Source organism: Streptomyces sp. NPDC001002, assembly GCF_053599215.1.
Map to the genome: position 1 here is coordinate 1 of NZ_JBSFLV010000061.1, position 12,210 is coordinate 12,210.

The following is a 12,210-nucleotide window of genomic DNA, read 5'->3' on the forward strand; positions in this document are numbered from 1 at the left end:
GCATGGGCCTGCACCACAAGCTGTGCCACACGCTCGGCGGCTCCTTCGGCCTGCCGCACGCCGACACGCACACCGTGGTGCTGCCGCACGCGATGGCGTACAACGCGCCCGCCGCCGAGGACGCGATGCGCCGGATCGCCCGCGCGCTGTCCGGCCCGGGCGCGGGTCCCGCCCCGGACGCGCCCATCGCCGTGTACGACCTCGTCACCTCGCTCGACGGCCCCCGCGCCCTGCGCGACCTGGGCATGGCGGCCGAGGACCTCCCGCGCACGGTCGAACTCGCCACCGCCACCCCGTACCCCAACCCGCGCCCGGTGACCGCGGACGGGATCGCCACCCTCCTCCAGGACGCCTGGTCCGGTCACCGCCCGCCGCCCGGCGACCCGCTCGCCGCCCAACTGCACACCCTGCTCGGCGAGGTCACCACCAGCTTCGACCGCGCACCCGACGCACGCACCCGGCAGCTGCTCACCGACCTGGTCCGCCACCTGCACGGCTTCGCCGCCGACAACGACCTGACCCAGGCGGAGTGGAACCTGGCGATCGAATTCCTCACCCGCACCGGCCACTTGAGCGGCCCCACCCGTCAGGAGTTCATCCTGCTCTCGGACACCTTGGGCGTGTCCAGCGCGGTGGACGTGCTCACCAACTCCCGTACCACCGAGGCCACTCCGTCCGCGGTGCTCGGCCCGTTCTACGTCGAGGGCCCGCCGCCGCGGGCGCACGGGGACGACATCGCCGCGGGACTGGACGGAGACCCGCTGTACGTGGACGTGCGGGTCACCGACATCGAGGGCGCGCCGATCGCGGACGCGGTCGTGGACGTCTGGCAGGCCAACGCCGACGGCTTCTACGACGTCCAACTACCGGACCAGGACGGGCCGGTGCTGCGCGCCCGCTTCCACACCGACACCGACGGCCGGCTCGTCTTCTGGTCGCTCGTGCCGGTTCCGTACCCCATCCCGGACGACGGCCCGGTGGGTCAACTCCTGGACGCCACCGCCCGGCATCCCTTCCGCGCACCGCACGTCCACTTCATGATCGGCGCTCCCGGCCGCAAGACCCTGATCACCCAACTCTTCGTCGCGGGCGGTCAGTACATCGACGACGACACGGTCTTCGGCGTGAAGGACGCGCTCGTCGTGGACTACCCCGAGCAGAAGGGCCCGACCCCCGACGGCCGTGCCGTGGACGGCCCTTGGCACCGCCTCACCTACACCTTCCGCCTGGCCCCGGGTGCCTGACCCGGCTTCGACCCCGCAGGATTCGACCTCGCAGGAGACGACGAACACCATGAGCCGCGCAACCACTTACGACACCGACGTCCTGGTCGTCGGCAGCGGCCCGGCCGGCGGGACGGCCGCGCTGCTGCTCGCCAGTTACGGCATACGGGTCACGATGATCAACAAGTACGGGTGGGTGGCCAACACCCCCCGCGCCCACATCACCAACCAGCGCACCCTGGAGGTGCTGCGCGACCTGGGCGTCGAGGAGGAGGCGCTCGCCGCCGGAACTCCTCAACACCTCATGGGCGACACGGTCTTCTGCACGTCGATCGCGGGCGAGGAGATCGCCCGGATCCGCACCTGGGGCACCGGCGACGACCGGCTCAGCGAGTACACGGCCGCCAGCCCGTCCCCCATGATCGACCTGCCCCAGACGTACATGGAACCGCTCCTGGTCTCGAACGCGGCGGCGCGCGGCGCCAAGGCCCGCTTCGACACCGAGTTCCTGCGCCTGGAACAGGACGAGGACGGTGTCACCGCGTATCTGCGCGACCGCGTGCGCGGCGACGAGTTCACCCTGCGAGCCCGCTATCTGATCGGCGCGGACGGCGGCCGGAGCCTCGTCGCCGAGCAGATCGGGCTGCCGATCGCCGGCCAGGAGGGCAAGGCCGGCAGCATGAACATCGTCTTCCGGGCCGACCTGTCCGCCCACGTGGCCCACCGCCCCAGCGTCCTGTACTGGGTGATGCAGCCCGGCGCCGAGACCGGCGGCATCGGCATGGGCCTGGTGCGCATGGTCCGCCCGTGGGACGAGTGGCTGCTGGTGTGGGGGTACGACATCGAGCGGCCACCGCCGGAGGTGGACGAGGCCGAGGCCCGCCGGATCGTGCGCGATCTCGTGGGCGCCCCCGACCTGGACGTGGAGATCACGTCGACGTCCCTGTGGACGGTCAACCACAGCTACGCCACCGCCTATTCGGCCGGCCGGGTCTTCTGCGCGGGCGACGCCGTGCACCGGCATCCGCCGTCCAACGGCCTCGGCTCCAACACCTCGATCCAGGACTCCTTCAACCTGGCCTGGAAGCTCGCGATGGTGATCCGCGGCGAGGCAGGACCCGCTCTGCTGGACACCTACAGCTCGGAACGGGCCCCGATCGGCAAGCAGATCGTCGACCGCGCCAATCTGAGCCGCGATCAATTCGGGCCGATCTTCGAGGCGTTGGGCATCGGCGGCGGCAGCGACGCGGACGGCATCGAGCGCGCGCTGGAGGCCTGCCGCACTCAGGACGCGGCGGGCGCCAAGCGCCGACGCGAGCTGGAGCGGGCGGTGGAGCTCAAGAACTACGAGTTCAACGCGCACGGCGTCGAGCTCAACCAGCGCTACGCCTCCACCGCCGTCCTCGACGACGGAGGACCGGAGGAACTGTGGCCGGACGACCGGGAGTTGTACCACCGGCCCACCACCCGCCCCGGTGCGAAGATCCCGCACAGCTGGCTGATCGACGCCTCCGGCCACCGCGTCTCCACCCTCGACCTGGTCGGCAAGGGCGCCTTCTCCCTGGTCACCGGAGTCTCCGGCGGCATCTGGCAGGACGCCGTGCGCAAGGTGGTGGCCGAACTGGGCGTGCCGCTGCGCCTGGTCCGCATCGGCGCCGAGGGCGCCCGGGACGCGTACGGCGACTGGTACCGGCTCAGCGAGATCGAGGAGGACGGCTGTCTGCTGGTACGCCCCGACGGGTACATCGCGTGGCGGCGTACGTCCCCGCCGGCGGACGCGGCCGACGCGGGTGCGGAGTTGACGCGGGCGCTGAAGTCGGTCCTGGACCGCTGACGGCGTAGGACCCTCTCCGCAGGAGACCCTCCCCCGGAACCGCCGCAACGCGAACGTCCGGGCCGGCCCCCGTGGGCCGGCCCGGACATCAGGCTGTCATGACCGCCGGAGCGGTCGGACGGGGTCTCAGACGAGGTCGAACCGGTCCAGGTCGGAGACCTTGGCCCAGGCGGCGACGAAGTCCTTCACGAACTTCTCCTTCGCGTCATCGCTCGCGTACACCTCGGCGAGCGCGCGGAGTTCGGAGTTCGAGCCGAAGACCAGGTCGGCACGGGTGCCGGTCCACTTGACGGCACCGGAGGCGTCGCGGCCCTCGAAGGTCTGCTGGTCCGAGGACGTCGACGACCACGTGGTGTCCATGTCGAGCAGGTTGACGAAGAAGTCGTTCGTCAGCGTGCCGACCTTGTCGGTGAGGACACCGTGCGTGGACTGGCCCTGGTTGGCGCCCAGGACACGCAGGCCGCCGACGAGGACGGTCAGCTCGGGGGCGGTCAGCGTGAGCAGGTTCGCCCGGTCGAGCAGCAGGTACTCGGCGGGGAGGCGGTTGCCCTTGCCGAGGTAGTTGCGGAAGCCGTCGGAGGTCGGCTCCAGCGCGGCGAACGACTCGACGTCGGTGTGCTCCTCCGTCGCGTCCACACGGCCCGGCGTGAAGGGGACCTCCACGTCGACGCCGCCGTCCTTGGCGGCCTTCTCGACCGCGGCGGCACCGCCGAGGACGATCAGGTCGGCCAGGGAGACCTTCTTGGCGCCGGAGTTGAACTCCTGCTGGATGCCTTCGAGGACCCGGAGCACCTGCGCGAGCTGGTCGGGGTCGTTGGCCTCCCAGCCGCGCTGCGGCTCCAGGCGGATGCGGGCACCGTTGGCGCCGCCGCGCTTGTCGCTGCCGCGGTGGGTGGAGGCGGACGCCCAGGCGACGGACACGAGCTGCGAGACGGTCAGGTCCGAGGCGAGGATCTTCGCCTTGAGGGCCGTCACGTCGGCCGCGTCGATGGCCTCGCCCTCGGCCTGCGGCAGCGGGTCCTGCCACAGCAGGGTCTCGGACGGGACCTCCGGGCCGAGGTACAGGGACTTCGGGCCCAGGTCGCGGTGGGTCAGCTTGTACCAGGCGCGGGCGAAGGCGTCCGCGAACTCCGCCGGGTTCTCGTGGAAGCGCTTCGAGATCTCACCGTAGATCGGGTCGAAGCGCAGCGAGAGGTCGGTGGTGAGCATCGTCGGAAGCTTCTTGGCGTCGCTGTGGGCGTCCGGGATGATCGCCTGCGCGTCCTTGGCCACCCACTGGTTGGCGCCGGCGGGGCTCTGGGTCAGCTCCCACTCGTAGCCGAAGAGGATGTCGAAGAAGTCGTTGCTCCACTGGGTGGGCTTGGTGGTCCAGGTGACCTCAAGGCCGGACGTGATCGCGTCGCCGCCCTTGCCGGTGCCGTAGGTGGACTTCCAGCCCAGGCCCTGCTGCTCGATGGAGGCGGCCTCGGGGTCGTCGCCGACGCTCTCCGCCGGGCCGGCACCGTGGGTCTTGCCGAAGGTGTGGCCACCGGCGATGAGGGCGACGGTCTCCTCGTCGTTCATCGCCATGCGGCGGAAGGTCTCACGGATGTCGCGGGCCGCGGCCAGCGGGTCCGGGTTGCCGTTCGGGCCCTCGGGGTTGACGTAGATGAGGCCCATCTGGACGGCGCCGAGCGGATTCTCCAGCTCGCGGTCGCCGGTGTAGCGCTGGTCGTCGAGCCAGGTGGTCTCGGGACCCCAGTACACGTCCTCGTCGGCCTCCCAGACGTCGGCGCGGCCGCCGCCGAAGCCGAAGGTCTCGAAGCCCATGGTCTCCAGCGCCACGTTGCCCGTGAGGATCAGCAGGTCGGCCCAGGAGATGGACTGGCCGTACTTCTTCTTCACCGGCCACAGCAGACGGCGGGCCTTGTCGAGGTTGCCGTTGTCCGGCCAGCTGTTCAGCGGCGCGAAGCGCTGCTGACCGCGGCCGCCACCGCCACGGCCGTCGCTGATGCGGTAGGTGCCGGCGCTGTGCCAGGCCATACGGATCATCAGCGGGCCATAGTTGCCGAAGTCCGCCGGCCACCAGTCCTGGGAGGTGGTCAGTACCTCGGCGATGTCCTGTTTGACGGCCGCGAGGTCGAGACCCTGGAACGCCTCGGCGTAGTCGAAGTCCGCACCGAGCGGGTTCGCGACCACCGGGTCCTTGGCGAGGATCTTCAGGTTGAGCCGCTCCGGCCACCACTGACGGTTTCCGCCGCCCTGGGTCGGGTGCGGGGCGCGCCCGTGCGCGACGGGGCAGCCCCCGGCGTCCTCCGACTTCGCGTCCGTGACGATTGCGTCGTGGTTCTCAGACATGGGAATCCTTCCGAACTGGGTGAATCACGTTGCTCAGGAGCTGGGGGCGTTGCTACAGGCGGGGCACAGGCCCCAGTAGATGACCTCGGCCTCGTCGATCGAGAAGCCGTGGTCGTCGGAGGCGGTCAGGCAGGGGGCGTCGCCGACGGCGCAGTCGACATCGGCGACGGCGCCGCAGGACCGGCACAGCACGTGGTGGTGGTTGTCTCCCACGCGCCCCTCGAACCGGGCGGGGCTGCCGGCCGGTTCGATACGGCGTATGAGTCCCGCCGAGGTGAGCGCGTGAAGTGCGTCGTACACGGCTTGTACGGAAATGTGGCCCACGCGCTCGCGCACCCCGGACGCGATCGCCTCGACCCCGAGGTGATCACCGCCCCGGACGGTCTCGAGCAGCGCGACGCGAGCGGCCGTCACCCGCAGGCCGGCACCGCGCAGCTCATCTGCGGTGGTCGGAGGCTGGGATGCGGTCATGGCGCCAACCTACCGGCACAAACACTAATGATTCAAGAAAACGAATCGCGCAAGTTAAGTGTCGTCGGGACGACGGTCAGGACTGTGCCACGCGGACCCCGGCGTTGCACGCACGAAGGTGGGCGTGGCGGGTCAGGTTTCGGCACAGATGGTTCAGGCTGGTGGTCATCTGCGGATGAGATGGCCGGACCGGGACAACCGAGGAGGACGCCATGGACCTTCGTCAGATGGAGGTGGTCGTCGCGGTCGCCGAGGAGGGCGGGTTCAGCGCGGCGGCCCGGCGGTTGCATGTCGTGCAGTCCGCGGTGTCCAGCACGGTCCGCGCCCTGGAGCGTGAGCTGGGCGCGACGCTGTTCCAGCGCTCCACCCACCGGGTGTCGCTGACCCCCGCGGGGCACGCCTTCCTGCCGGCCGCCCGCGCCACCCTGCGCGCCGCCGAGGAGGCCAGGACCGCGGTCGACCTCGCGCAGGGAGAGCTGCGCGGCGAGCTCACGATCGGCGTCATGCAGGGCCTGTACGGCGGCGCCGAGGCGCTGGCCGGTTTCCATCGGGAACACCCGGGCGTGGTGGTACGGCTGCGTCAGTCGCCGGCCGAGGACATCCCGCAGGCCCTGCGCGACGGCACCGTCGACCTGGCCGTGGCCGCGCTGGACGCTCCGCTGCAGCGCGGCCTCACGACCCGATTGCTCCTGCGGGAGGAGATGGTCCTGGTGACCGCCCCGGCGGCGGACGGCCTGCCCTCCGAGGGCCCGGTGACGCTCGCCGAGGCGGCTCGGCTGCCGCTGGTGGACTTCTCCCCCGGCTGGGCGGTCCGGCACGCGGTCGATCGGGCCTTCCGCACGGCGTCCCTGGAGCGCACGGTCACCTTCGAGGTGAACGACCTGCTGGCGGCCACCGACCTGGTCCGGCACCGCCTCGGGGTGTGCATCATGCCGCCGTCCCTGGCGGCCCGGTTCCCCGACCTCGCGGTACGCCCCTTCACCGGGCACGCACCCGCGTGGTCGGTACGCGTGGTCCACCCGCGCGGGGAACTGCCCCCGGCCGTGACCGCGCTCCTGCGCCACATCACGCAGCGGTGACCCGGCCGCGCCGACGACCGGGTCGACCATGTGACTCCCCCGCTACTCGGGCCAGTCCGAGCTCTTGATGACCTCGACGAAGTCGCCGCGCACGAACCCGGGCGAGAAGTGGGCCAGCACGTCCGCCTTGACGTTGCCGAAGGTCGTGTCGGGGCGGTCCTCGATGCCCTCGGTGAAGGCGGCGAGGATGCGGTTCTTGAAGTCCGGGCGGGGGTGGGCCGCGACGACGGCCGCGCGCTGCTCGTCGGACACGGCGTGGTAGCCGATGCCCAGGACGTCCAGTTCCACCCCGCGGGTGACCAGGGCCACCTCGGGCGCCATGTGCAGCGGGATCTCGGGGGTGGTGTGCAGGGCGATGGCCGTCCAGACCCGGTCGGCCGGGTCGCCGTCGATGCCGTGCGCGCGCAGGAAGCGGCGGGCCTCGTCGGCGCCGTCGATCTCGAACCGCTGGTCGGTACGGCGGAACCGCTCGGTCAGTCCCAGGTCGTGGAACATCGCGCCCACGTAGAGCAGTTCGGGGTCGAAGGTCAGCCCTTGTTCCCGGCCGCGCAGCGATCCGAAGAGGAACACCCGCCGCGAGTGGTCGAACAGCAGGGGTGAGGCGGCGTCCCGCACCAGTTCGGTCGCCTCCCGTGCCAGTGCGCTGTCCGGGATCCGTACATCCGCGATCGTTTCGCTCATGATGCTGCCTTCCTCGTTCTGTCGGTCGGTGACCTCCTTCAGGCTCGCGCGGTGACCTATCCTGGCGCCGTGTCCTCACTGCCGTACAACCCACAGATTCAGACATGACGCATCGGGTCGCCTTCCTCGTGTTCGACGGCGTGACCCTGCTGGACGTCAGCGGTCCGCTGGAGGTGCTGCTCAAGGCCGGACGGGCCGATCCCCGCTACGAGCCCGTACTGGTCTCACCGCGCGGGGGTGATGTCACGACGGCCTCGGGAGTGGTGCTGGCGCGGACGCTGGCGGCCGAGGATGCGGGACCGGTGGACACGCTCGTGGTCGCCGGAGCCGACCGGCTCGCGGTGCCGCCCGTCGAGGAGGAGCTGCTGGCCGCGGCCGCTGTCCTCGCCGAGCGGGCGTCGCGCGTGGCCTCGGTGTGCACCGGTGCCTTCGTTCTGGCCGAGCTGGGTCTGCTGGACGGGCGCAGGGCGACCACCCATTGGCGGCAGGCCGAGGCGCTGGCCCGGCGCCACCCCCGGGTGCGGGTCGAGCCGGACGCCCTCCATGTCCGGGACGGCCGCTACCTCACCTCCGCGGGCATCAGCGCGGGCATCGATCTGGCCCTCGCGCTGGTCGAGGACGACCACGGGGCGGACGCGGCCCGGGAGGCGGCGCGTGAGCTGGTCGTCTTCATGCAACGCCCGGGCGGGCAGTCGCAGTTCTCCACGGCGCTGATGACCCCGCCGGCCCGCAGCGACCTGCTGCGCACGCTGACCACGGCGGTGCTGGCCGACCCGGGCGCCAACCACAGCCTCCCGGCCATGGCCGCGGCCGCCGCCGTCAGCACCCGGCACCTGACCCGGCTGTTCCAGACCGAGCTGGACACCACGCCCGCCCGCTGGGTCGAGCGCGTCCGCCTCGACCGCGCCCGCCAACTCCTCCTCGACGGGCACAGCGTGACCTCGGCGGCCCAGCGCAGCGGACTCGGCAGCGACGAGACCCTCCGCCGCGCCTTCGCCCGCCACCTGGGCACCACCCCGACCGAGTACCGCAGGCGGTTCGCCACCACCCGCCCGCAGCCGACGTAGCCCGTAGCCGTCTCAGGGCGCCTGAGGGTGCCGCCCTCACGTCACTCGGAACTCGCGGGCTCGAACCAGGTGGGCTCGTCGGACAGCGCCTGCTTGATCCGGAAGTGGTGGTAGTCGGTCAGCTCGGGCAGGTCGTCCAGCGCGAACCAGCCGACCGCCAGGGACTCGTCGTCGTTCACCCGGGCCTCGCCGCCGAGTGCGCGGCAGCGGAAACAGAGGTCCATGAACTGGCAGTGGTCACCGTTGGGATAGGTCACCTGCCGCCCGGACCGCACGGCGATCATCCGCTCGACGACGACCCGGACGCCTGTCTCCTCCTCCACCTCCCGCGCGATGGCGACCGCGGGCTGCTCGCCCGGGTCGGGGATGCCGGAGATCAGCGCCCACCTGTGGTTGTCGGCGCGCTGCCCGAGCAGGACCCGGCCTTCGTCGTCGAAGACGACGGCGCTGACGCCGGGGAGCCACAGCAACTGGTGACCGGCCGAGGCACGGATCTCACGGATGAAGTCAGGAGTAGCCATGTCCCCGACCCTAACCGGGAGTTCGTGCCCTGCCCGCGCCCATCAGGGAGCGTGTGTCCGGCGTACGGCTACGCGTCACCGGCGCGTCGCCCGCGCACACCAGAGGCGATCGCCCAGCCCACTCCGCCCGCGGCGATCAGCACCAGCGCGATCTCGGGAAGGATGCCGAGCCGGGTGGCCGGGGTCTCGGAAGACCGCAGGGGCACCTTCTGTACGAGGTGGTCGGCGACGAACATGCCGGTCTTCTGCGTGATCTTCCCGTCCGGCATGATGATCGCGCTGACACCGCTGGTGACCGGCACGGTGACGGTCCGGCTGTGCTCGACCGCCCGCACCCGGGACATCGCGAGCTGCTGGTAGGTCATCTCGCTGCGGTCGAAGGTCGCGTTGTTGCTCGGTACGGAGATGATCTGGGCGCCGTCGGTGACCTCGGAGCGCACGGCCCAGTCGAAGGCGGCCTCGTAGCAGGTGACCAGGCCGACCTTGGTGCCGGCCATGTCGAACACGCCCGGCTTGGTGCCCCGGCTGAAGTCCTGGCGGACCATCGAGGTCCAGTTGCTGTTGATGGCCCCGATCAGGGAGCGCATCGGCAGGTACTCGCCGAAGGGCTGGATCTGCCGCTTGTCGTAGGTGTCCGTGGGACCCTTCACCGGGTCCCACAGGATCTGCTCGTTCCAGAGCTTGCCGTCGCGCTCGACGACCCCGCCGACCGAGATGGGGACGCCGATCGCCTTCGCCGCCTTGTCGATGACCGCGCGCGCGTCGGAGTTGGCGAACGGGTCGACGTCTGAGGAGTTCTCCGGCCACAGCACGAAGTCCGGCTTGGCGATCTTGCCGGCCTTGACCTCGGCGGCCAGGCGTTCCGTCTCGCGCGCGTGGTAGTCGAGCACGGCTCGCCGCTGGGCGTTGAACTCCAGTCCGGCGCGGGGCACATTGCCCTGGATGACCGCGACGGTCGCGTAGCCGTCCTCGGCCTTGTCGCTGACCAGCGTCCGGGCCGCCAGCGCGCCGACGACCGGGACGGCCACGCTCAGCAGGGCCACGGCCGCGGCAGACCGCCGTACGGTGCGGGTGCGGCGGCCGTCGATGCCGAGCCGGACCGCCTCGTAGAGGCCGAAGCCGCACAGGACGACCGCGAAGCCGAGCACCGGGGTGCCGCCGACCGCGGCGAGCGGCAGGAAGACACCGTCGGCCTGGCCGAACGCGATCTTGCCCCAGGGGAAGCCGTGGAAGGGCACACGCGCGCGTGCCGCCTCGCCCGCGATCCACAGGGCGGCCGCCCACAGCGGCCAGCCGGGCAGCTTCGACACGGCGGCGACGCCCACGCCGACCAGGGCGACGAAGACCGCCTCGGCGGCGACCAGCGCCAGCCACGGTCCGGGACCGACCTCCACACCGGTCCACACCAGCAGCGGCAGCAGGAAGCCGAGACCGAAGAGGTAGCCGAGACCGAACGCGGCCTTCAAGCCGCGCCCCCGCAGCACCCAGGCGAACCCCGCGAAGGCCGGCAGGGCCAGCCACCACAGGGTGCGTGGCGGGAAGCTGACGTAGAGCAGCACTCCGGAGAGCGCGGCGACGAGGGCCGGGACGAGGCGTAGGAGCCGTGCCACGCCGGACGCGGGCGAGGCCTCGGGCCCCGCCGTGTCCGACTCGTCCACGGAGGTTGCGGTGACGGTCACTCCGAGAGTGTACGGCGGGTGACCTTGGCGCCGACAGCGCGGTCCGGATGGCGGCACCGGGCGCCACCAGGCGTGACCGTCGCCTCGTTCGTGCACATCTCTGCCCAACTCATCCACAAAACGTCCATCAGCGGTTACGGTGTGCCGGAGCCTCCGTCAACCGCCGGATGACGGGCCGAGCGAGGTCCGGGGGCGCCGACCGGGTGGGGGCTGGGTGGGTTCCACTGGGATGACGTCTGTGGCCGGTCCTGGGGAGGACGGCGAGAGACGAAACGTTTCGGACGCGGCGGGCGTGGTGGTGCTCGGGGCCTGCGCCTCGTGGGCCCTGATCACGGCGGGTGCCCATGACGGTCGCCCCGAGGGCGTGCTGCTGGCGATCCTCGCCGTGGCCGCCGGCTATGCCGTGGGGCGGATCTGCGGAGCGCTCGTGCCCGTCGCCGCACCCTGCGCGGGAGCGCTGGCCGGGGTGGTGCTGCTGGTGGCCGTCCCCCATCTCGCACCGGGACCGCAGATCTACGCCCCGCTCGGGCACGCCGGTGCCACCGCGGGCCTGCTGACCCTGTGCACCGGCGCCGCGTGCTGCGCCGCCTGGGCGACCGAGGTGCCGGCCCTGCGGTTCGCCCTCGGCGCGCTCGGCGCCGGGATCACGGTGACCGCGGCCGTCGTCGGCTCGACCACCGGGCTCATCACCTGCGTCGGCGTCCTGCTCTGCTCGCTGGCCGCAGGGCGGATGCGCAGCCGGGGGCTCGGCATCGCGGGACTGGCCCTGACCGCCGCGCTGGTGACCGGTCTGGTCTGGGCGCTCGCCGGGAACGCGGTGCCCGAAGGCCTGGACGAGTCGCTCGCGGCCCAATTGACCGGGCATCGGATCGAGTTGTGGCACGACGCGTTGGAGCTGGCCCGCCACAACGCGGGCCTTGGCGTCGGCCCGGGCCGTTTCGGCGAGCTGAGCACGACGGCGACCCGGACGCTGCTCTCGGACGGCAAGCCGCACTCCGCGCCGCTGCAACAGGCCGCGGAGGAGGGCGTGGTGGGCGTCGCCCTGCTGGGGGCGGCCTTCTGCTGGGTGCTGTACGCGCTGTGGCGCTCGCCGCGCCCCACGCCGGTCGTGCTCACGGCGGGCGCGGCCCTGACCGGCCTCGCGGCGATCGCCTCCATCGGCAACGCCCTGAGCTTCACCGCCGTGTCGGTCGGCGCGGGTCTGCTGGCCGGCCTCGCCACCGCGAGACCTCTCGCCGACGACTCACCACCCCGCGAGACACATGTCCGAAGACACCGCGACCGGCTGACGCCTGACTGACCTTCGCCGTCAGCCCTC

General features: G+C 71.8%; 10 protein-coding genes. 5 read left to right on the top strand and 5 right to left on the bottom strand.

Annotated features, from left to right (window positions below):
- Both ACWDR3_RS26065 and ACWDR3_RS26070 read left to right on the top strand, forming a co-directional pair.
- Nucleotides 1-1,244, top strand: a 1,244-nt coding sequence (locus ACWDR3_RS26065; RefSeq protein ID WP_450354996.1) for a dioxygenase family protein, incomplete at its 5' end; no start/stop codon positions are given.
- Between the two features lie 49 nt (nucleotides 1,245-1,293).
- Nucleotides 1,294-3,057 (top strand): FAD-dependent oxidoreductase, encoded by a 1,764-nt coding sequence (locus tag ACWDR3_RS26070; protein WP_450354997.1) that lies wholly within the window; start codon nucleotides 1,294-1,296, stop codon nucleotides 3,055-3,057.
- Nucleotides 3,058-3,183: 126 nt separating this feature from the next.
- On the opposite strand, the gene katG is transcribed toward ACWDR3_RS26070, so the two are convergent.
- Together katG and ACWDR3_RS26080 are read right to left on the bottom strand one after the other, a co-directional pair.
- Nucleotides 3,184-5,394 (bottom strand): catalase/peroxidase HPI, encoded by a 2,211-nt coding sequence (gene katG, locus ACWDR3_RS26075; protein ID WP_450354998.1) that lies wholly within the window; start codon nucleotides 5,392-5,394, stop codon nucleotides 3,184-3,186.
- Nucleotides 5,395-5,427: 33 nt separating this feature from the next.
- Nucleotides 5,428-5,865 (bottom strand): Fur family transcriptional regulator, encoded by a 438-nt coding sequence (locus ACWDR3_RS26080; protein WP_124001165.1) that lies wholly within the window; start codon nucleotides 5,863-5,865, stop codon nucleotides 5,428-5,430.
- 212 nt (nucleotides 5,866-6,077) lie between these two features.
- Between ACWDR3_RS26080 and ACWDR3_RS26085 the strand changes: the two genes are divergently transcribed.
- A complete protein-coding gene (locus tag ACWDR3_RS26085) occupies nucleotides 6,078-6,944 on the top strand; it encodes a LysR family transcriptional regulator (protein WP_450354999.1) in 867 nt (288 codons plus the stop codon).
- Nucleotides 6,945-6,986: 42 nt separating this feature from the next.
- Here ACWDR3_RS26085 and ACWDR3_RS26090 read toward each other — a convergent pair whose 3' ends face one another.
- Nucleotides 6,987-7,625, bottom strand: coding sequence for an HD domain-containing protein (locus ACWDR3_RS26090; protein WP_450355000.1), 639 nt, complete (start codon nucleotides 7,623-7,625; stop codon nucleotides 6,987-6,989).
- A 104-nt stretch (nucleotides 7,626-7,729) separates the two neighbouring features.
- Between ACWDR3_RS26090 and ACWDR3_RS26095 the strand changes: the two genes are divergently transcribed.
- Entirely contained in the window at nucleotides 7,730-8,692 is a 963-nt protein-coding gene (locus ACWDR3_RS26095) for a GlxA family transcriptional regulator (protein WP_450355001.1), read from the top strand.
- Nucleotides 8,693-8,733: 41 nt separating this feature from the next.
- On the opposite strand, the gene ACWDR3_RS26100 is transcribed toward ACWDR3_RS26095, so the two are convergent.
- Both ACWDR3_RS26100 and lnt read right to left on the bottom strand, forming a co-directional pair.
- Nucleotides 8,734-9,213 (bottom strand): NUDIX hydrolase, encoded by a 480-nt coding sequence (locus ACWDR3_RS26100; RefSeq protein WP_450355002.1) that lies wholly within the window; start codon nucleotides 9,211-9,213, stop codon nucleotides 8,734-8,736.
- A gap of 68 nt (nucleotides 9,214-9,281) precedes the next feature.
- On the bottom strand, nucleotides 9,282-10,892 hold the full coding sequence (gene lnt, locus ACWDR3_RS26105; protein WP_450355003.1) for an apolipoprotein N-acyltransferase: 1,611 nt from the start codon (nucleotides 10,890-10,892) through the stop codon (nucleotides 9,282-9,284).
- A gap of 229 nt (nucleotides 10,893-11,121) precedes the next feature.
- Between lnt and ACWDR3_RS26110 the strand changes: the two genes are divergently transcribed.
- Nucleotides 11,122-12,192, top strand: coding sequence for an O-antigen ligase family protein (locus ACWDR3_RS26110; RefSeq protein WP_450355004.1), 1,071 nt, complete (start codon nucleotides 11,122-11,124; stop codon nucleotides 12,190-12,192).
- The last annotated feature ends 18 nt before the right edge of the window (nucleotides 12,193-12,210 follow it).

Coding starts and splice junctions, on each gene's coding strand:
- ACWDR3_RS26070 (WP_450354997.1), top strand. CDS start 1,294: ATGAGCCGCGCAACCACTTACGACACCGACGTCCTGGTCGTCGGCAGC.
- katG (WP_450354998.1), bottom strand. CDS start 5,394: ATGTCTGAGAACCACGACGCAATCGTCACGGACGCGAAGTCGGAGGAC.
- ACWDR3_RS26080 (WP_124001165.1), bottom strand. CDS start 5,865: ATGACCGCATCCCAGCCTCCGACCACCGCAGATGAGCTGCGCGGTGCC.
- ACWDR3_RS26085 (WP_450354999.1), top strand. CDS start 6,078: ATGGACCTTCGTCAGATGGAGGTGGTCGTCGCGGTCGCCGAGGAGGGC.
- ACWDR3_RS26090 (WP_450355000.1), bottom strand. CDS start 7,625: ATGAGCGAAACGATCGCGGATGTACGGATCCCGGACAGCGCACTGGCA.
- ACWDR3_RS26095 (WP_450355001.1), top strand. CDS start 7,730: ATGACGCATCGGGTCGCCTTCCTCGTGTTCGACGGCGTGACCCTGCTG.
- ACWDR3_RS26100 (WP_450355002.1), bottom strand. CDS start 9,213: ATGGCTACTCCTGACTTCATCCGTGAGATCCGTGCCTCGGCCGGTCAC.
- ACWDR3_RS26110 (WP_450355004.1), top strand. CDS start 11,122: ATGACGTCTGTGGCCGGTCCTGGGGAGGACGGCGAGAGACGAAACGTT.